19 protein-coding genes and 4 tRNA genes are annotated in these 17,569 nt (G+C 72.8%); 7 read left to right on the top strand and 16 right to left on the bottom strand.

Going from position 1 to position 17,569, the window contains the following annotated elements; genetic code table 11:
• Nucleotides 1-22 precede the first annotated feature (22 nt).
• From rplK to AC3AQ1_RS12125, 4 genes are all read right to left on the bottom strand, one after another.
• A complete protein-coding gene (rplK, locus tag AC3AQ1_RS12140; protein ID WP_108719183.1) occupies nucleotides 23-454 on the bottom strand; it encodes a 50S ribosomal protein L11 in 432 nt (143 codons plus the stop codon).
• A 91-nt stretch (nucleotides 455-545) separates the two neighbouring features.
• Entirely contained in the window at nucleotides 546-1,358 is an 813-nt protein-coding gene (gene nusG, locus AC3AQ1_RS12135; RefSeq protein ID WP_370445281.1) for a transcription termination/antitermination protein NusG, read from the bottom strand.
• Nucleotides 1,359-1,416: 58 nt separating this feature from the next.
• Complete coding sequence (gene secE / locus AC3AQ1_RS12130; protein WP_108719181.1) at nucleotides 1,417-1,680, bottom strand: preprotein translocase subunit SecE; 264 nt, start codon at nucleotides 1,678-1,680, stop codon at nucleotides 1,417-1,419.
• A 46-nt stretch (nucleotides 1,681-1,726) separates the two neighbouring features.
• Nucleotides 1,727-1,799, bottom strand: a tRNA-Trp gene (locus tag AC3AQ1_RS12125).
• Between the two features lie 285 nt (nucleotides 1,800-2,084).
• Here AC3AQ1_RS12125 and AC3AQ1_RS12120 point away from each other — a divergent pair.
• Both AC3AQ1_RS12120 and AC3AQ1_RS12115 read left to right on the top strand, forming a co-directional pair.
• The gene (locus AC3AQ1_RS12120; protein WP_234417963.1) at nucleotides 2,085-3,254 is read left to right on the top strand and encodes a pyridoxal phosphate-dependent aminotransferase; all 1,170 of its coding nucleotides are present in this window, start codon (nucleotides 2,085-2,087) and stop codon (nucleotides 3,252-3,254) included.
• A 41-nt stretch (nucleotides 3,255-3,295) separates the two neighbouring features.
• Nucleotides 3,296-4,318 (top strand): adenosine deaminase, encoded by a 1,023-nt coding sequence (locus AC3AQ1_RS12115; protein ID WP_108719179.1) that lies wholly within the window; start codon nucleotides 3,296-3,298, stop codon nucleotides 4,316-4,318.
• Between the two features lie 195 nt (nucleotides 4,319-4,513).
• Here AC3AQ1_RS12115 and AC3AQ1_RS12110 read toward each other — a convergent pair whose 3' ends face one another.
• The 4 genes from AC3AQ1_RS12110 to AC3AQ1_RS12095 all read right to left on the bottom strand — a co-directional run bounded on the left by AC3AQ1_RS12110 (nucleotide 4,514) and on the right by AC3AQ1_RS12095 (nucleotide 9,132).
• A complete protein-coding gene (locus tag AC3AQ1_RS12110; RefSeq protein WP_370445280.1) occupies nucleotides 4,514-5,866 on the bottom strand; it encodes an MFS transporter in 1,353 nt (450 codons plus the stop codon).
• Nucleotides 5,867-5,979: 113 nt separating this feature from the next.
• Nucleotides 5,980-6,459 (bottom strand): MarR family winged helix-turn-helix transcriptional regulator, encoded by a 480-nt coding sequence (locus AC3AQ1_RS12105; RefSeq protein WP_108719178.1) that lies wholly within the window; start codon nucleotides 6,457-6,459, stop codon nucleotides 5,980-5,982.
• A gap of 281 nt (nucleotides 6,460-6,740) precedes the next feature.
• Nucleotides 6,741-7,811, bottom strand: coding sequence for a UDP-N-acetylmuramate dehydrogenase (locus tag AC3AQ1_RS12100; RefSeq protein ID WP_108719177.1), 1,071 nt, complete (start codon nucleotides 7,809-7,811; stop codon nucleotides 6,741-6,743).
• A 10-nt stretch (nucleotides 7,812-7,821) separates the two neighbouring features.
• Nucleotides 7,822-9,132: an MFS transporter gene (locus AC3AQ1_RS12095; RefSeq protein WP_108719176.1), complete on the bottom strand. Its 1,311-nt coding sequence runs from the start codon at nucleotides 9,130-9,132 to the stop codon at nucleotides 7,822-7,824.
• Nucleotides 9,133-9,190: 58 nt separating this feature from the next.
• On the opposite strand from AC3AQ1_RS12095, the gene AC3AQ1_RS12090 reads away from it, so the two are divergent.
• Complete coding sequence (locus AC3AQ1_RS12090) at nucleotides 9,191-10,270, top strand: LacI family DNA-binding transcriptional regulator (protein WP_304595665.1); 1,080 nt, start codon at nucleotides 9,191-9,193, stop codon at nucleotides 10,268-10,270.
• A 67-nt stretch (nucleotides 10,271-10,337) separates the two neighbouring features.
• Here AC3AQ1_RS12090 and AC3AQ1_RS12085 read toward each other — a convergent pair whose 3' ends face one another.
• The 5 genes from AC3AQ1_RS12085 to AC3AQ1_RS12065 all read right to left on the bottom strand — a co-directional run bounded on the left by AC3AQ1_RS12085 (nucleotide 10,338) and on the right by AC3AQ1_RS12065 (nucleotide 11,709).
• On the bottom strand, nucleotides 10,338-10,799 hold the full coding sequence (locus AC3AQ1_RS12085) for a MaoC/PaaZ C-terminal domain-containing protein (protein WP_108719174.1): 462 nt from the start codon (nucleotides 10,797-10,799) through the stop codon (nucleotides 10,338-10,340).
• Nucleotides 10,796-11,251 carry an FAS1-like dehydratase domain-containing protein gene (locus tag AC3AQ1_RS12080; RefSeq protein ID WP_108719173.1) on the bottom strand — a complete coding sequence of 152 codons (456 nt, stop codon included), beginning with the start codon at nucleotides 11,249-11,251 and terminating at the stop codon, nucleotides 10,796-10,798. Before AC3AQ1_RS12080 ends, AC3AQ1_RS12085 begins: the two co-directional genes overlap by 4 nt.
• A 5-nt stretch (nucleotides 11,252-11,256) precedes the next feature.
• Nucleotides 11,257-11,427 (bottom strand): 50S ribosomal protein L33, encoded by a 171-nt coding sequence (gene rpmG, locus AC3AQ1_RS12075; protein ID WP_108719172.1) that lies wholly within the window; start codon nucleotides 11,425-11,427, stop codon nucleotides 11,257-11,259.
• Nucleotides 11,428-11,523: 96 nt separating this feature from the next.
• Nucleotides 11,524-11,600: transfer RNA gene (locus AC3AQ1_RS12070), tRNA-Met, on the bottom strand.
• Between the two features lie 36 nt (nucleotides 11,601-11,636).
• Nucleotides 11,637-11,709: transfer RNA gene (locus AC3AQ1_RS12065), tRNA-Thr, on the bottom strand.
• 161 nt (nucleotides 11,710-11,870) lie between these two features.
• Between AC3AQ1_RS12065 and rarD the strand changes: the two genes are divergently transcribed.
• The 3 genes from rarD (at nucleotide 11,871) to AC3AQ1_RS12050 (ending at nucleotide 13,647) form a co-directional block, all read left to right on the top strand.
• Nucleotides 11,871-12,836, top strand: coding sequence for an EamA family transporter RarD (gene rarD / locus AC3AQ1_RS12060; protein ID WP_234417498.1), 966 nt, complete (start codon nucleotides 11,871-11,873; stop codon nucleotides 12,834-12,836).
• An 85-nt stretch (nucleotides 12,837-12,921) separates the two neighbouring features.
• Nucleotides 12,922-13,006 (top strand) — tRNA-Tyr (locus tag AC3AQ1_RS12055).
• 143 nt (nucleotides 13,007-13,149) lie between these two features.
• Entirely contained in the window at nucleotides 13,150-13,647 is a 498-nt protein-coding gene (locus AC3AQ1_RS12050) for a YajQ family cyclic di-GMP-binding protein (RefSeq protein WP_108719170.1), read from the top strand.
• 21 nt (nucleotides 13,648-13,668) lie between these two features.
• On the opposite strand, the gene AC3AQ1_RS12045 is transcribed toward AC3AQ1_RS12050, so the two are convergent.
• From AC3AQ1_RS12045 to AC3AQ1_RS12035, 3 genes are read right to left on the bottom strand one after another with little or no spacing between them, the layout of a single operon-like run.
• Complete coding sequence (locus tag AC3AQ1_RS12045; RefSeq protein ID WP_159096537.1) at nucleotides 13,669-14,040, bottom strand: type II toxin-antitoxin system VapC family toxin; 372 nt, start codon at nucleotides 14,038-14,040, stop codon at nucleotides 13,669-13,671.
• Nucleotides 14,041-14,042: 2 nt separating this feature from the next.
• Nucleotides 14,043-14,300, bottom strand: a complete 258-nt coding sequence (locus tag AC3AQ1_RS12040) for a ribbon-helix-helix protein, CopG family (protein ID WP_108719168.1) — start codon at nucleotides 14,298-14,300, stop codon at nucleotides 14,043-14,045.
• 37 nt (nucleotides 14,301-14,337) lie between these two features.
• Complete coding sequence (locus AC3AQ1_RS12035; protein ID WP_234417497.1) at nucleotides 14,338-15,399, bottom strand: fatty acid desaturase family protein; 1,062 nt, start codon at nucleotides 15,397-15,399, stop codon at nucleotides 14,338-14,340.
• 219 nt (nucleotides 15,400-15,618) lie between these two features.
• Between AC3AQ1_RS12035 and AC3AQ1_RS12030 the strand changes: the two genes are divergently transcribed.
• Nucleotides 15,619-17,544: a hypothetical protein gene (locus tag AC3AQ1_RS12030; protein WP_108719167.1), complete on the top strand. Its 1,926-nt coding sequence runs from the start codon at nucleotides 15,619-15,621 to the stop codon at nucleotides 17,542-17,544.
• The last annotated feature ends 25 nt before the right edge of the window (nucleotides 17,545-17,569 follow it).

Raw genomic sequence — 17,569 nt, 5'->3', positions numbered from 1 at the left:
GACGGGTGTCAGCACGGATGTCTCACTCGGAGACGGTGATGCCCATCGAGCGCGCGGTGCCGGCGATGATCTTCTCGGCGGCGGCGAGATCGTTGGCGTTGAGGTCGGCGAGCTTGGTGGTGGCGATCTCGCGCACCTGCTCCTTGGTCAGCGACGCGACCTTCGTGGTGTGCGGCGTGGGCGAACCCTTGGCGACCCCGGCGGCCTTCTTGATGAGCTCGGCGGCCGGCGGCGTCTTGAGGATGAACGTGAACGAGCGGTCCTCGTAGACGGTGATCTCGACGGGGATCACGTTGCCGCGCTGCGACTCGGTCGCGGCGTTGTAGGCCTTGCAGAACTCCATGATGTTGACGCCGTGCTGACCGAGCGCGGGGCCGATCGGCGGGGCCGGGTTGGCGGCGCCCGCGTTGATCTGGAGCTTGATGAGGCCGGAGACCTTCTTCTTGGGAGGCATGCTGCGTTCCTTCGGTGTGATGGGCCGACGCCGTGGGCGATGACCCGGTTGCAGGGTGGCACGGCCGCCGCGAGGCGGTCGTGGCCGTCGGTCAGATCTTGGTGACCTGGCCGAACGACAGCTCGACCGGGGTGTCCCGGCCGAAGATGGAGACGAGCACCTTGAGCTTGGCCGACTCGGGCTGGATCTCCGAGATCGTGGCCGGCATGCCCTCGAAGGGGCCGTCGGTGACCGTGATGGACTCGCCCACCACGAAGTCGACCTCGATCGGCCGGCTCGCCTGGGTGGCGCCGCCACCGCCGCGCTGCGCGGCGGGCGTGCGCGCCTCGACCACGGGCGCCAGCATCGAGATGACCTCGGGGATCGTGAGCGGGACCGGGGAGTGGGTGTGCCCCACGAAGCCCGTGACGCCCGGGGTGTGCCGGACGGCGCCCCACGACTCGTCGGTGAGGTCCATCCGGACCAGGACGTAGCCGGGGATGCGGACGCGCTTGACGACCTTCTTCTGCGCGTTCGCCTTGATCTCGACGACCTCCTCCATCGGGACCTCGATCTGGAAGATGTACTCCTCCATGTTGAGGGTCGAGATGCGGGTCTCGAGGTTCGACTTCACGCGGTTCTCGTAGCCCGCGTAGGAGTGGATGACGTACCAGTCACCGGGCAGCGCGATGAGCTCGCGGCGGAAGGCCTCGACCGGGTCGACGTCCTCCTCGGACTCGGGCTCGGCGGCGTCTGCCGCGGCCTCGTCGGCGGTGGCGTCGTCGGACTCGGCCACCTCGACGGCGGACTCCTCGGGGGCGACGGTGTCGCCGCCGTCGATCGCGTCGGCCACCTCGGGGGCGTCGACGGCCTCGCTCGTGGCGACGTCGGTCTCCTCGACGTCCGTCGAGTGGGTCTCGGACACGTCCGGCCTGCTTTCTCTCGTGATCGTGCGGTCGTCGCGGTCCGTGGACCGCGCGGGGTCAGGCGCTCGGGGTGCCGAAGACCCACATGACGAGCTTGCCGATGCCGAAGTCGAGCACGAAGACGAACGCCATCACCAGGAGCACGAACACGAGCACCACGATGGTGTAGTTCACGAGCTCCGAGCGCGTCGGCGTGACGACCTTGCGCAGCTCGGCCACGACCTGACGGACGAAGAGGGCGATGCGGGCGAACAGCCCCGGCTGCTGCTCCTTGGAGCTCTTGCCCGGCCGGTTCGCCTCGGCGGTGCTGGACTCGCTCATGACCCCTCCTTCCGCGGTGCACGGACCGCGTTCGCGGCCCGGTGTGCAGGGCAGGCGGGACTCGAACCCACAACCGCCGGTTTTGGAGACCGGTGCGCTACCAATTGCGCCACTGCCCTACGGTGCCCGCGTTCGCCGTCGTCGCCGAACCGTAGCCGTCCCGCACCAGAAGGGGGGAAGGGGGCATGGTCGAGCATCGCGGCGGCAGGCACCGAGGAGACACTCTACGCGAGGTTGGCGGCCGGGTCGAACCGACCGGGGCCCGTCGATGCCACGATAGGACCGTGACCACCGCTTCGACCTCCGCGACCCCCGACCAGGCCCACGTCGAGCCCGCCGCCTCGTCCGCGACCGACTCGCCCACCGCCACCCCTCGCGCCCGCGTCTCCGCGCGCCTCGCCGCGATCGCCGAGTCGGCCACGCTCGCCGTCGACGCGAAGGCCAAGGCGCTCAAGGCCGCCGGCCGCCCCGTCATCGGGTTCGGTGCCGGCGAGCCGGACTTCCCGACGCCCGCGCACATCGTCGAGGCGGCCGCGGCGGCCTGCTACGACCCGGTCAACCACCGCTACAGCCCGGCCGCGGGCCTGCCCGCGCTGCGTGAGGCGATCGCGGCCGCGACGCTGCGCGACAGCGGGTACGAGGTCTCGCCGTCGAGCGTGCTGGTGACGAACGGCGGGAAGCAGGCCGTCTACCAGGCGTTCGCGGCCGTGGTCGACCCGGGCGACGAGGTGCTGCTGCCCGCGCCGTACTGGACCACCTACCCCGAGGCCATCCGGCTCGCGGGCGGCGTCCCGGTCGAGGTCTTCGCCGGTGCCGACGCGGGCTACCTCGTGACGGTCGACCAGCTCGAGGCGGCCCGCACCCCGGCGACGAAGGCGCTGCTGCTGTGCTCGCCGTCGAACCCCACCGGCGCGGTGTACGACGCGGCTCAGGTCGAGGCCATCGGGCGGTGGGCGCTCGAGCACGGCGTCTGGGTCATCACCGACGAGATCTACCAGCACCTCGTCTACGACGACGCGGTGTTCACGCCCGTGCTCGGCGTCGTGCCCGAGCTCGCCGACACCACCATCGTGCTCAACGGCGTCGCCAAGACGTACGCGATGACGGGCTGGCGGGTCGGCTGGATGCAGGGCCCGGCCGACGTCATCCGCGCCGCGACCAACCTGCAGTCGCACCTGACCTCGAACGTCAACAACGTGGCGCAGCGCGCGGCGATCGCCGCGCTCACCGGCGGGCTGGACGCCGTCGCGCAGATGCGCCAGGCCTTCGACCGTCGGCGACGGGCCATCGTGGCGGCCCTGGACGCGATCGACGGCGTGTCGTGCCCGACGCCGAAGGGCGCCTTCTACGTCTACCCCTCGGTCGAGGGGGTGCTGGGTCGGGAGATCCGCGGCGTGGTGCCCACGACGTCCGCCGCGCTGGCCGAGCTGATCCTCACGGAGGCGGAGGTCGCCGTCGTGCCCGGTGAGGCGTTCGGTCCGAGCGGCTACCTGCGGCTGTCCTACGCGCTCGGCGACGACGCGCTCGCCGAGGGCGTCGGACGGATCGCGGCGCTGCTCGGTGAGGCGCGCTGAGCCCACCGGGCGCCGCGGCCGGCGTCCCTAGACTCGGGACGATGCGCGACCTCACGACGCTTCCCAAGGCGCACCTGCACCTGCACTTCACGGGGTCGATGCGGCTCGCGACGCTCGTGGAGCTCGCCGAGGCGGCGGGCGTGCGCCTGCCGGCCGCGCTGCTGGACGGCGTGCCGGACGTGCCGGCCGACGTCCGCGGCTGGTTCCGGTTCCAGCGCCTGTACGACGCCGCGCGCGGGGTCGTACACAGCGAGCAGGCGATGCGCCGGGTGCTGCGCGAGGCGGTCGAGGACGACGCCGCCGAGGGTTCACGGCGCCTGGAGCTGCAGGTCGACCCGACCTCCTACGCGCCCCACGTCGGCGGCCTGACGCCCGCGCTGGAGATCGTGCTCGACGAGGCGCGCCGCGCCCAGGCCGCGACGGGCGTGTCGGTGGGGATCGTCGTCGCCTCCTCGCGCCTGCGCCACCCGCTCGAGGCACGCACGTTGGCGCGGCTCGCGGCGCGGCACGCGGGCGACGGGCCGGGCGAGGTGGTGGGGTTCGGGCTGTCCAACGACGAGCGCCGCGGCGTCACCGCGGAGTTCGCGCCCGCCTTCGCGATCGCCGCGCGGGCGGGTCTCGCGAGCGTGCCGCACGGCGGTGAGCTGCTCGGCCCGGAGCACGTGCGCGACGTCGTCACGCACCTGCGCCCGCGGCGTCTCGGACACGGCGTGCGCGCCGCCGAGGACCCCGCGCTGCTGGACGAGCTCGCAGCGGCCGGCATCGCGTGCGAGGTGTGCCCGGCGTCGAACGTCTCGCTCGGCGTGTTCCACGAGGCGCGGCACGTGCCGCTGCGCGCGCTGGTCGACGCGGGGGTTCCGGTGGCGCTCGGTGCCGACGACCCGCTGCTGTTCGGCTCGCGGCTCGTCGCGCAGTACGAGGCGGCCCGGCGGGTGCACGGCCTGTCCGACGGCGAGCTCGCCGCCCTCGCCCGGGACGCGATCGGCTCGAGCCTCGCGCCCGAGCGGGACCGGACCGCGTGGCTCGCCGAGGTCGCCGCGTGGGAGGCCGCGGCCCCGGCGTGAACTCGGCGCGCGCCTCTCTCCGTGACGGGAGAGCGACTCGCCGTGACGCGAGAGCGACTCCCGAGCCTGCTCGGACGACCGCCGCACGCGTCGGCGCAGGTCAGAGACACGCGTCCCGCGCGGAGGGCCGGCCGAGTCGCTGTGGCGTCACGGCGAGTCGCTGTGGCGTCACGGCGACCGGGCCTGCGATCGGGCTCAGGCCTCGTCGCCCGCGGTGATCGCGGCGGCCTCGTCCTGCGCGTCGGCGTGCGGACGCCCGATGCCCGCCAGGGTCCGGCCGCCGATCACGAGCACCAGCACGGCCACCACGAGCGCACCGACCGCGAACCAGTACGGCGCGCCGGCGCCGAAGGCGGTCGCGATCGAGCCGGCGACGGCGGGGGCGATCGCCCCGCCGAGGAAGCGCACCCCCGAGTAGGTCGAGGAGGCGACGCTGCGCGGCAGATCGGTCGCCTCCATGACGGTCTCGGTCAAGGCGGTGTTGAGCAAGCCGAGGAACAGACCGGCGACGACGACGGCCGTCACCAGCGCCGCGAACGACGTCACCGCCACCGCCATGACCGCCATCGTGACGCCGAGCAGCCCCAGCATCGCGAACAGCACCGGGCGCAGCCCGAACCGCCGGGTGAGCACCGGCGCGACGAACACCGAGGCGACGGCGAGCGCCAGCCCCCAGCCGAAGAACACCAGGCCGAGCTCGTGCGCACCGATCGCGAGGCCCTGGTCCGCGCCCGCGGCCTCGACCGGGTAGGGCGAGTAGGCCAGCAGCGTGAAGAACGCGTAGTTGTAGAACACCGCCGTCACCGCCAGCGTGCGCAGCGCGGGGTGGCGCAGTGCGGCGATCCCGGCGCCGAGGCCGACGTGCGCGGGCCGGGGCGTGTCGCGCAGCATCGCGACGATCGCGATGAACGCGATCGCCATGAGGCTCGCGGTGCCGAAGAACGGCGCGCGCCAGCTCACCTCGCCGAGCGCCCCGCCGAGCAGCGGTCCCACCGCCATGCCGACGCCGAGCGCGGCCTCGTAGAGGATGACCGCCTGGCCGCTGCCACCGGAGGCGGCACCGACGATCGCCGCGAGCGCCGTCGAGATGAACAGGGCGTTCCCCAGGCCCCAGCCACCGCGGAAGCCGATGATCGCCTCGACCGAGCCGGACGCGCCGGCCAGGGTGGCGAACACGACGACGAGCGCTAGCCCGACCAGCAGCGTGCGGCGCACGCCGAGCCGGCTCGAGACGAAGCCCGTGAAGAACATCGCGACGGCGGTGATGAGCAGGTAGCTGGTGAACAGCAGCATCGTCTGCGACGGTGTCGCGCCCAGCTCGGAGCTGATCGCCGGGAGGATCGGGTCGACGAGGCCGATGCCCATGAAGGACACGGCGCACGCGAAGGCGATCGCCCACACGGCGGCGGGCTGGTGCAGGATCGACGGCGCTCGCGTCGCCGCGGCCGGCGTCGCGGCGGACGACGCCGACTCGCGGGTCCGGGGAGCAGCGGGCGGCGCACTGGTCGTCTCGTCCGCGGTGGTCAGGGGCGGGTCGAGCCGGGTCACGGGTCCTCCTGAGTTGCTGATGGTGCTGAGAGTGCTCGCCGTCGGGCGGGCTGAGGCTCGCCGTCGGACGTGGTGCCGCTTAGGTGTGGGCGAGGCTCGCCGTCGGGCGGCCGTTAGCCGCGCGGGGCCGCACCGGCCACCGGTGCGCGGGCGTGCGCGACACCCGGGACCATGGCGTCGGTCATGTCCCGGAACAGCGCTCCGGCGCGACGCAGGACGTCGACGTCGTCAGGCCCGAGCGCGTCGAGCAGCGGGCGCACGTGGGCGGCCGCGCGGAGGCGGAAGTCCGCCACCTCCGCACGGCCTGCGTCCGTAAGCACGACGACGCTGGCACGCGCGTCCTCGGGGTCCGCCGTCCGGGCGACCAGCCCCTCCGCCTCGAGCCGGTTCACGGCCGAGGTCATCGCGGGCTGGGTGATCCCCTCGAGGTGCGTCAGCTCGCCGATGCGGAGCGGCCCCTCGTTGTGCAGGTTCCCGAGCACGCGGTGCGCGACGAGGGACCGGTGGGTCCCCGTGGCGCGGGAGGCGGTGCGGCCGAACCGGCTGGCGGAGACGACGAGGGTCGCGGCGAGGTCGTCGAGAGCGTCGGACACCCCTCAGTGTATCACTGCTCTATATATCTGATCTATGCGCAGGTCGTCGGGGCGGAGTGCTTCCGGGTGGGGTTTCCGCTCGGCGCGCCCCACGTCGACACCGCCGTCGCCACGTCCACCCCACACGCGGCACCACCCCGCCCAGGTCACGGGCAAGGTCGGAAGCGCGACCCGGGGCCCGGTCGCGTGGCCGGTCGTGCGACCGGCGAGGCGGCCGGCGCCGGGCACGGCGAGACGAGGCGATCCAGGACGGGGTGGTCCAGGACCAGGCGCGCGCGGCGTCAGAGCGTGAGGCCGACGAGCACCGGCTCCGGCTCCAGCACGACGCCGAAGGTGCGCGCCACGCCGTCGCGCACCTCACGAGCGAGCGCGACGATGTCGGCGGCGCGCGCTCCCCCGCGGTTGGTGAGCGCGAGCGAGTGCTTGGTCGACACCGCTGCCGGCCCCGGCAGCCCGTGCCCGCGTTCGAAGCCCGCGTGGCTGATGAGCCACGCGGCGGAGCTCTTGACCAGCCCGGTGTCCCCGATGGGGAACCGCGGGGCGTCGGCCGGAAGCGCGGCCGAGGCGCCGGCGTCGAGCACGGGATTGGTGAAGAACGAGCCGGCGCTCCAGGTGTCGTGGTCGGCCGCGTCGAGGACCATCCCCTTGCCGCGGCGCAGGCCGAGCACGGCCTCGCGGACCTCGCTCGAGGCGACGCGGGTGCCGACCGGCACGTCGAGGGTCCGCGCGAGCTCGGCGTACCTCACGGGTTGGGAGCGGTCGGCGAGCGGAAGCTGCAGGCCGACCTCGAGGACCACGTACCGCGGCGTCGGGCCCCAGGTCCGGCCGGAGTCGTCGGGCACCGTGAAGGTGCGCTTGAGGATCGAGGTGCGGTAGCCGAGCTCGAGCTGGGCGCGCGCGAACGTGCGGATCGCTCCCGCGCCGCGGTCCCAGGTCCGGACGAACGCGAGCGTGTCGCCGACCTCCTGGCCGTACGCGCCGACGTTCTGCACGGGCGTGGCGCCGACGCTGCCCGGGATGCCCGAGAGCGCCTCGACGCCGGACCACCCCTCGGCCACGGCGCGCACCACGACGTCGTCCCAGACCTCCCCCGCCGGGATCACGACGTCGGCGCCGCCGCACGCGGAGGACTCGCGGATCTGGATGCCACGCCGCCCGTCGCGGACCACCACGCCCGGGAAGGGGTCGTCGGAGGCGAGCACGTTCGACCCTCCGCCGAGCACCAGCACCGGGGTGCCGGCCTCGTCGGCCGTGCGCACGGCGTCGACGAGCTCGGCCTCGGTCTCGGCGGTGACGAGGGAGGCGACCTCGCCGCCGACGCGCAGCGTGGTGAGCTCAGCGAGGGTCGTCATGCGCTCGAGCCTACGGCTCCCGATCGGCGTCCGCCGGGTCGACGACCGCCCCGACCGACCCCGGCAGCGGACGCGTCGCGCCGGTGAGGAAGAGGCTGATGAGCAGCGGCACGGTGATCGCGAGCAGCGCGTTCGCGTAGCCGACGTGCTCGGCCAGCAGGCCGAGCAGCGGCGGGCCGGCGAGGAACGCCGTGTAGCCGATGGTCGAGACCACCGAGACGCGAGCGGCCGCGTGCTTCGGGTCGTCGGAGGCGGCCGACATGCCGACCGGGAACCCGAGCGCGGCGCCGAGGCCCCACAGCACGATGCCGACGATGCCGAGCGGCACCGAGGGCGCGAGCCCGAACAGCAGCAGCCCCGCGAGCGCCGACGCGATGCAGAACCGCAGGACCAACACGCGGCCGAAGACGTCGAGCAGCCGCGTGCCGATGAACCGCATCACCGTCATCGCGACGAGGAACACCGTGAGCATGAGCGCGGCGTCGGAGTTGGTGAGGTCGAACGACTCGATCGAGGCGAGGCTCAGCCAGTCGTTCGCGGCGCCCTCGGTGAGTGCGGCCGAGAGCACCACGAGGCCGATGAGCAGCGTGCGCGGCTCGAGCCACGCGGCGAAGGTCGCGCGGGCGCTCACCTTCTCCTCGCCGGTGCCGCCGTGGCCACCGACGGCGTCGGCGCCGACTCCCCCACCCTCGGGCGTGGTCGCCGCGTGCGGCGTCCCGCCCTCCTCGGGCAGGAACCACCGCACGGAGACCACGACGGCGAGCAGCGCCAGTCCCATCGCCACCGGCAGGTGCACCTGGAGCGGGACGTCGAGGCGCGCCATGAGCGCACCGATCGCGGCACCCAGCACGGTGCCGCCGGAGAACCCGGCGTGGTAGACGGGCATGATCGCGCGGCCGAGGCCCTGCTCGACCATCGCGCCCTCGATGTTCATCGCGACGTCCCACCCCGCGACGCCCACGTTGGCGATCGCCATCGCGACCGCCATCGCCGGGACGCTGCCGAGCAGGAAGCCCCCGACCACGAGGACGTACCCGATCGCGGCGATCGTGGCCGCAACCACGACGGTGCGTCGCGTCCCGAGCCGGGTCACCACGGCGCCCGTGAGGGGCAGTGCGCCCACCGACCCGATCGACCCGACGAGCAGGATCAGCCCGATCGTCGCGGGGCTCAGACTCAGGTCGTCGCGGACCGCGGGAATGCGCGACACCCACGAGGCGAACATGAAGCCGGAGAGCGCGAACACGGCCACGACCGACCAGGAGGCAGCGACGACGCGCGGCCGCCCGGGCACGCCAAGGGTCGAATCGATTCGAGGCATGGGTCTAGTCTGGGGCATCGATCGGGGTCCACGCGACCCCGACCACGAAGGAGGTCCTGTGTCCCGCGCCACGCTAGCCGACGTCGCACGCCTGGCCGGCGTGTCGCCGTCGACCGTGTCCCTGACGTTCTCCGGCTCCGGGCCCGTGTCCGCGGCCACCCGCGAGCGCGTGCTGACCGCAGCAGCCGAGCTCGGGTACTCCGGCCCGGACCCCCTCGCACGGTCGCTGCGGCGCGGGACCAGCGGCGTGGTCGGCGTCATCACCGGCGGCGAGCTCGCGGCCCACTTCCGCGATCCCGTCGCGATCCGCACCCTCGACGGCATCGCCGACACCCTCGGCGCGCACGACCTCGGCATGCTCCTCATCCGCGTCAACAACGGCGGCGAGGGCGTGGACCTGGCCACGCGCGCCGCGATGGACGCGGCCATCTTCCTGCGCAGCGTCGACGGCGCGGACGAGATCCTGCAGGCGCTCACCCGGCGCGGTACACCGGTCGTGCTCATGGAGTCGGCGCTGCCGGGCGCGGCCTCGGTCACCATGACCGACGAGGAGGGCATGGCCGAGCTCGGCGCCCGCGTGCTCGCCCTCGGCCACACGCGGGTCGCCGTCGTGACGCTGCCCTGGGGACGCGAGCGCCGCCGGGGCCCGCGGCACGGCCTCGACGCCGCGGCCGACGCCGCCACGTACCGCTTCACCCGCGACCGGATGACCGGCCTCGCCCGCGCCGGCGTGCGGCCGACGGCCGTCTACGAGACGTGCGGCTCACTCGTGGAGGAGGGTTTCGAGGCGGCGAAGGCGCTCCTCGACGTGCCCCCGAACGAGCGCCCGACGGCGATCATCGCCCTCTCCGACCTCCTCGCCGCGGGCGTCGTGCTCGCCGCCCGGGAGCTGGGACTGTCGATCCCCCACGACCTGTCGGTGACGGGGTTCGACGGCGTCGACCTGCCCTGGCTCGCGCCCGACGTCATCGACTCGGTCGAGCAGCCGGTGGCGCGCAAGGGGCAGCTGGCGGGCGAGATGGCGGTGGCGATGATGCGCGGCGAGCCGCCTGCGTCGGTCGAGCTCGGGGTGTGGCCGCGGGCGGGGACGACGCTCGGGCCGGTGCCTGAGTCGCGGTCGTCCGGCGAGGCGGGCTGAGCCCGCGCCCGACCGAGCCCAGGTCCGGCTGAGCCTTGGCGGCGCCAGGCCGACGGCCGGTCAGGGCTCAGACTCGGATGAACGCCTGAGCCTTGGCGAGCACCGTGACGCCCGCCGCCTCAGCCCGCAGGTCGACGCGGACGCAGGGCTCGCCGTCGGCGTCGGTCTGGTCCACGGCGCCGAGCGTGCCGGTGATCGTGAGCGTCACCGACCCGGTGGCCGGGACCTGGATGGGTCGGGAGAATCGCGTCGAGTATCGGGCGACCCGCGCGACGCCGCGGGGGTCGGACTCCTGCAGCCAGTCCGTGAGCGCTGAGCCGGCGAGGCCCATCGTGAGCATGCCGTGGGCGATGACCCCGGGGAGGCCGACCCGCTCGGCGACGGCGTCGTTGTAGTGGATCGCGTTGAAGTCGCGGCTCGCGCCGGCGTAGCGCACGAGGCGGTCGCGGGTCAGCTCGACCTCGCGGGTGAACAGCACGTCGCCGACTGCGGCGTCGGTCAGCGCTGACGGCGAGGTCGGCGCGCTCATGCGTCCGCCCCGCGCACGGCGAGGGTGGAGACCACGGTGGCCACGCCGTCGCCGGCGGCATCGGTGAGCTCGGTGCGGGTGGTGACCAGCGTCAGCGGGCCACGGGTGGTGACCGCGTCGACGTGCACCGCGGTGGTGACGCTCTCCCCCGCGACGAGCGGGCGGCGGTGCGCGAAGGACTCGTCGGCGTGCACGACGCGCGAGAAGTCGATGCCGGACGCGGGGTCCGCGATGTACTCGGACTCGGCCTCCTGGGCGACGACGACGGCGAACGTCACCGGCGCGACGAGGTCGGCGTACCCGGCGGCACGCGCGGCGTCGACGTCGCGGTGCACGGACGAGGTGGCCCCGACCGCGTCCGCGAACGCGACGACGTCCCGGCGCGTCACCTCGAAAGGCGGCGTGCCGGTGAACACGCTCCCGACGCGCGAGGCGTCGACGGCGCCGACCACCAGGGTCAGCGGGTCTCGCGGTGCGAGGTGGAGGCGTTGCAGCGCGAGCAGTACTTGTTCAGCTCGAGCCGGTCGGGGTTGTTCCGACGGTTCTTGCGCGTGATGTAGTTCCGCTCCTTGCACACCGAGCACGCGAGCGTGATCTTCGGGCGGATGTCAGAGGTCTTGCTGGCCACGGCCGTGTCCTTTGCTTGCGCGGTGCTGCGGTCTGGCACTCCTACCGTCGCTGCAGCGGGTCGACGGCACGCCGAAAGCGGCCCGAGGGCCGCTGGTGGTAGCGGGGGCGGGGATCGAACCCGCGACCTCACGATTATGAGTCGTGCGCTCTAACCGTCTGAGCTACCCCGCCTCGATCACCGGCACGCGTGACACGTGCGGTGATCAGAGCCCCGAAAGGGAATCGAACCCTTGACCTTCTCCTTACCATGGAGACGCTCTGCCGACTGAGCTATCGGGGCAGCCATGCGAGGGTACACGCTCGCGGCAGACATTGCGAAATCGGCGCCAGGATGCCGTTCGCGCTGCGCGAACCGTGTGTGATCCGGAGAGCTCATCGGCCCGGCGGGCAGCCCCGCGAGACGCGGATACCTGTGTCGGCGCGGGTCCGTACGCTGTCGGCGTGCCCCTCTTCCGCGACCGCGACCGCGCGTTCGGCGACGGCGCCACGGGGCTCGCCGCGGGCGCGGGCGCCTACCTGCTGTGGGGCGTCCTGCCGCTCTACATGGTCGCCCTCGCCCCGGCCAGCGCGCTGGAGATCGTCGCGCACCGCGTGCTGTGGAGCGCCCTGTTCTGCCTGCTGCTCCTCGCCGTGACGCGGACCATGCCCCAGCTGCTCCGCGTCCTGCGCAACCGTCGCGTGCTGGGCACGCTCGCCGTCGCCGCCGTGCTCATCGCGGCGAACTGGACCACGTACGTGCACGCGGTCTCCACGCAGCACGCGGCCGACGCGGCGCTGGGGTACTTCATCAACCCGATCGTCACGGCGCTGCTCGCGGTGCTCGTGCTGCGCGAGCGCCTCGCACCGGCCCAGTGGGTCGCGCTGGGGCTGACCGGCGTCGCGGTGGTGGTGATCGCCGTCGGGTACGGTCGCGTGCCGTGGATCGCGCTCGCGCTCGCGTTCTCGTTCGGGCTGTACGGGCTCATCAAGAACCGGGTGGGCGGCGAGGTGCCCGCGCTGCCGGGCCTCACCACCGAGACGCTCGTGCTCGCGCCGCTCGCGCTGGTCTACCTCGTCGTGCTCGCCGCCACCGGCGCGGGCGCGTTCGGCGGTCCGGGCGAGGTGGTGGGGCCGTTCTGGTTCGCTCTCCTGCTCGTGGCGGCGGGGCCGGTCACGGCCGTTCCGCTGCTGCTGTTCGCGTCGGCCGCGCGGCGACTGCCGCTGGCCACGCTGGGGTCGCTGCAGTACATCGCCCCGATCATGCAGCTGGGCGTGGCGGTGCTCGTGTTCCACGAGCCGATGCCGGTGGCGCGGTGGATCGGGTTCGGCCTGGTGTGGGTCGCGCTCGCGATCATCACGGTCGACGGCGTGCGCCGGCTTCGGCACGTACCCGCGCCGGAGGCGGTGGGTCGGGCCGGCGACGCCTGACCTCTCGTTCACCGCCCGCCCGGATTTCGTGGAACCGCTCCGGGGACGGTATGCTCGACCGGCCCTGCGGGGCACGGCGTCACACGGCAGGTTGCCCGAGCGGCCAAAGGGAGCTGACTGTAAATCAGCCGCGGAATGCTTCGGGGGTTCGAATCCCTCACCTGCCACCACGAAGGCCCGGAACCTGAAGAGGTTCCGGGCCTTCGCGTCGTGCCGGGACCTCGCCCCGGCGTCACGTCGGCGGCGGCGCGCGCTAGCGTGGATGCAGCCACCCACGGTCGCGTGACGCGACCCGCCCACCAAGGAGGACGCCATGGCCGACTCGTCGTTCGACGTCGTGAGCAAGGTCGACAAGCAGGAGGTCGACAACGCGCTGAACCAGGCGGCGAAGGAGATCGCGCAGCGCTACGACTTCAAGGGCGTGGGCGCGTCGATCGCGTGGAGCGGTGAGTCGATCGTGCTCGTGGCCAACTCCCCCGAGCGCGTGCTCGCGGTGCTGGACGTGTTCGAGACCAAGCTCGTCAAGCGCGGCGTCTCGCTCAAGTCGATCGACTTCGGTGAGGACAAGGAGCCGAAGCAGTCCGGCAAGGAGTACCGCCTGGCGGGCACCCTCAAGGAGGGCCTGAGCCAGGAGAACGCGAAGAAGATCACGAAGCTCATCCGCGACGAGGCGCCCAAGGCCGTCAAGACGCAGATCACGGGCGACGAGGTGCGCGTCTCGAGCAAGAGCCGCGACGACCTGCAGACGGTGATCGCGCTGCTCAAGGCCTCCGACATCGACGCCGCGCTGCAGTTCGTCAACTACCGCTGAAGTCAGGACTCGTCGCGTTCGTCAGTAGGGCGCGGACAGGCCGTCGAACATCGGAAAGTGCTTCACGTTCCGAGTCAGCACCCTGGCGTTCAGCACCATGGCGGTGGCAGCTATCGCGAGATCAGCGGAGTCGATGCCGCGGTTGCCCGGAAGCCATCGTCGACCGAGCTCGCCAGCGGTCTCGGCGACCTGCTCGTTCAGCGCGTGCCAGGTGAGGACACCGAGAAGGGCTCGGGTGGCCCCCTCCTCCCCCGCTCGCATGCCCGCAAGCACCTCGAGCCGCGTCACCTCGCTCGCGTGAAGCGGGCCCGCCACCCGGGCGTCCCGCAGCACGGCCGCGGCGGCGGCCTCTCCCCGCAGCACGTCGATGAGCACGGATGTGTCGACGAGCACGCTCACTGTGCGCCGAGGTCGCGGAGACGACCACCCGAGCGGAGCGCCTCGACGTAGGACTCACCGTCGACGTCGCGGTCCTTCCACGCACCGACCGCGTCGTCAATCGCTCGGACGTCCTCCTGGATGTCCCGCTTTCCGGCGTATGCCAGCGTCACGGCCTCGCGAATCAACGCGGAGACGGATCGACCGGTCCGTGCGGCCTCTTCGTCGAGGATGCGCCGGTCCTCTGCGGTGAGCGAGATCTGGGTGCGCAGCATGATGTAAGGCTACATCACCCAACCCCCAGGCGGGCACTCAGCGGTACTGCGCCACCAGCGGGCAGGTCCAGGTGTCGCGAACGCCGAGGCCGACCTCATTGAGGTGCCGGATGACCACGCCGTAGGAGCGCAGCAGCGACATCTCGGTGTACGTCACCCCGTGCTTCGCGCAGTACTCGCGCACCGTCGGCGCGACCTTGCGCAGATTCGGGCTCGGCATGCTCGGGAAGAGGTGGTGCTCCACCTGCAGGTTGAGCCCACCCATCGCGACGTCCATCAGGCGACCGCCCGTGACGTTGCGGCTCATCAGCACCTGACGGCTGAGGAAGTCGATCGAGACGTCCGGCGGCACGATCGGCATGCCCTTGTGGTTCGGCGCGAACGACGCGCCCATGTAGAAGCCGAACACCGCGAGCTCGACGGCGAGGAACGCCACCGCCTTCAGCGGCGACATCACCAGGAAGACGAGTGCGAGCGGCGCCAGCAGCCGGATCGCGAGGAAGGTGATCTCGATCCCGCGGCGCTTGACGGGCTCGCGGGACAACACCCGACGGGTGCTGGTGACGTGCAGGTCCAGGCCCTCGATGAGCAGCAGGGGGAAGAAGAACCAACCCTGGCGCTTCATGAACCACGCGGTGAAGCGGTTGCGCCGCTCGTCGGCCTGCGCGGAGGTGAACGTGATGACCGGGAGGTCGATGTCCGGGTCCACGCCGCGCTTGTTCGGGTTGGCGTGGTGCTTGGTGTGCTTGCCCTGCCACCAGCCGTAGCTCAGCCCCACGAGGAGGTTGGCGAGGACGAGGCTGGTCCAGTCGTTCCACCGGCCGGAGGCGAAGATCTGGCGGTGCGCGGCGTCGTGCCCGAGGAACGCGATCTGCGTCATCAGCACCCCGATGCCTGCCGCCAGCAGCAGCTGCCACCACGAGTCACCCACCCACACCACCGCGGCCACCGCCACGAGGACCGCGACGACCGACCCGACGAGGCGGGCCCAGTAGTGGCCGTACCGGCGACGCATGAGTCCGGTGCCCTGCACCGCCTTGCTCAGCTCGGTGAACAGGCTGAGCTGACGCTCGCGCGGGCGGGTCGAGGTGTGCTCCAAGGGGGGCTCCGATCGCCGTAGCGGCAGGGACGTGTCGTGCGGGCGTACAGCGGGCGGAGGCGCATGGGCACCTGTCCCGAACCGTACACGGGGAACCGGCTCGAGGCTACGGAACCGTAGGTTTCCCCGGCGCGGCGTGCCGCGGCGCGCCGCAGGTCGGCCGTCCACAGGCCGCCCTCGCTCAGCATCTGGACGGACGGCGACCTCTACCGTGGTGCCGTGACCCGAGACCGACGCCGCGGAGACCGCCACGCACGTGCCCAGGGCGAGGCACGCCGTCGGGCGCACGTCACGCCGGCGTCCGCACCGCCGCCCCCCGAGCCCGCTGACCTCCCGAGCCAGGAGATCGACCCGCCCGACCTGCCCGAGCTGCTCGCGAGCATCGACGGCGCGCTGCAGGAGCCCCACCCGATGGCCCTGCTCGAGCTCGTCAGCACGATGGTGGCGAGCCTCGAACCGGACGTCGACCCGATGGCCCGCGAGCAGGACGCCGACGGCCCGACGCTGGACGACATCGTCACGGCCCTGCGTGGGACCGCCCTGCGCCAGACCGACGCCGTGCTCCTGGTGCTCGCCGAGATGCTCCCCGACCCCGACCTGCGCACGCAGCTCCGCCGCGAGGTCGCGCAACGGCGGCATGCGCTGCCGGGCTGGCTGCTGCGCGCCGAGCGCATCCGACCGGTGCGCGCCGCGCTCTTCGCGGACGTGCTCGGCGACGGCGACGACGTCGTGCTCGAGATCGAGCTGCCGACGCGCCGGGCGCTCACGCTCGTCGTGTACATCGACACGAACCTCGGAACGATCGTCAAGACCGCATTCGCGATCGCGAGCTCGCTCGAGGACGTCATCGAGATCCACCACGAGAACGCGGTTGAGGGCCAGACGGTCGAGCCGCTCAGCCTCGCCGATGCGCGAGCGCGGATCGAGGAGGCGGTGGCGGCCGGGCGAGCAACGTTCCCGCCGGTCGAGGACGACGAGTGGCCCGCCCTGCGCCCGTTCACCGAGTGGATGGCACGGCTGCTGCCCGAGGGCGGGTCGGCGCCGCAGTGGGAGGAGCCGACGCAGGCGATCCTCGAGCGCTACCGCACGCAGTTCTTCGCCTCGCCGCACGCGCGTGGGCTCGACGGTTCGCCGGGCTCGGACGCCCGGTCGATCGTCGACATGCTCATGTCGTTCGGCTCCTCGCAGGGCACGGGCGACCCGCTGCGGGTCAGCCCGGTGACCACCGAGATCTTGCTGCTGGACTGGGTGCCGCGGAAGGTCGTCGCCGACGTGGCCTACCTCGACCAGGTCCCTACGGTGCACCGCGGGTTCGTCCGGTTCGCGCACGAGCAGCGGGGCGTGCCCGCGGAGCGGACCCGCGAGACGCTCGCCGCACTCGATCAGCTCGAGCCCGAGTACCGCACGATCATTCGGTCCCCGCGCCACCAGGGTCCGATGGCGCTGCTCGAACGCCTGGGCGCGATTCCGCCCGCAGGGCCCGACGGCGAGCCACCGGACCAGGCGACCTTCCTCGCCCAGCTCGCGGCGCAGCTGGGGCCGGAGGGCGCCGCGATGCTAGCGCAGCTCGGCATCGAGGACCCGGCCGAGCTCGACACCCCGACGTGGCTGCTGCGTCGACTCGCGAACGACGTCGGCGGCCGCGAGGCCCTCGACACACTCGACATCGAACGGCTGCCGCTCTCGGAACAGCTCGTGCTCGACGGCGTGCCGGCCGACATCCACGACCGCCTCCGGCGCATCGACGCGCTCCTCGCACCAGCGGCAGCGAGCCTCTACGGCGAGGAGCTGCGCACCGCGGCCCGCCGGGTCCTGGCGCGCGTCGCCGTCGGCGACCCCGCGATCTTCCGCCGCCGGAGCAAGGACGACACGACGGCGGCCGCCGTGCTCTGGATCGCCGCCAAGGTGAACCGCGAGGTCGCGTACGGCGAGACGGGACTGCTCGCCGAGGCGTTCGGCCTGACGGCCGTCCCCGTCCAGCGCGCGACCCCGATGCTCCGGGCGCTCGGGGTCGAGGACCGCACGTACTGGTCCTACGACGCCGCGCTCGGCGATCCCGACCTGCTCACCAGCGAGCGACGGCTCGCGATCGTGCAGCGGCGCGACGACCTGCTCGACTGGATCGAGGGCGACGAGGACGACTGACTCGACGGGCGAGACGGACGCGACC

The sequence above is a fragment of the Miniimonas sp. S16 genome, assembly GCF_057748195.1.
This window is presented reverse-complemented; position numbering and strand designations above follow the sequence as displayed.

What these genes read in the sequence shown, in the direction of transcription:
- AC3AQ1_RS12085 (WP_108719174.1), bottom strand. Translation starts at nt 10,799, where the DNA reads ATGAGCGCGCCGACCTCGCCGTCAGCGCTGACCGACGCCGCAGTCGGC.
- AC3AQ1_RS12095 (WP_108719176.1), bottom strand. Translation starts at nt 9,132, where the DNA reads ATGCCTCGAATCGATTCGACCCTTGGCGTGCCCGGGCGGCCGCGCGTC.
- AC3AQ1_RS12115 (WP_108719179.1), top strand. Translation starts at nt 3,296, where the DNA reads ATGCGCGACCTCACGACGCTTCCCAAGGCGCACCTGCACCTGCACTTC.
- AC3AQ1_RS12100 (WP_108719177.1), bottom strand. Translation starts at nt 7,811, where the DNA reads ATGACGACCCTCGCTGAGCTCACCACGCTGCGCGTCGGCGGCGAGGTC.
- AC3AQ1_RS12040 (WP_108719168.1), bottom strand. Translation starts at nt 14,300, where the DNA reads ATGCTGCGCACCCAGATCTCGCTCACCGCAGAGGACCGGCGCATCCTC.
- AC3AQ1_RS12050 (WP_108719170.1), top strand. Translation starts at nt 13,150, where the DNA reads ATGGCCGACTCGTCGTTCGACGTCGTGAGCAAGGTCGACAAGCAGGAG.
- secE (WP_108719181.1), bottom strand. Translation starts at nt 1,680, where the DNA reads ATGAGCGAGTCCAGCACCGCCGAGGCGAACCGGCCGGGCAAGAGCTCC.
- rplK (WP_108719183.1), bottom strand. Translation starts at nt 454, where the DNA reads ATGCCTCCCAAGAAGAAGGTCTCCGGCCTCATCAAGCTCCAGATCAAC.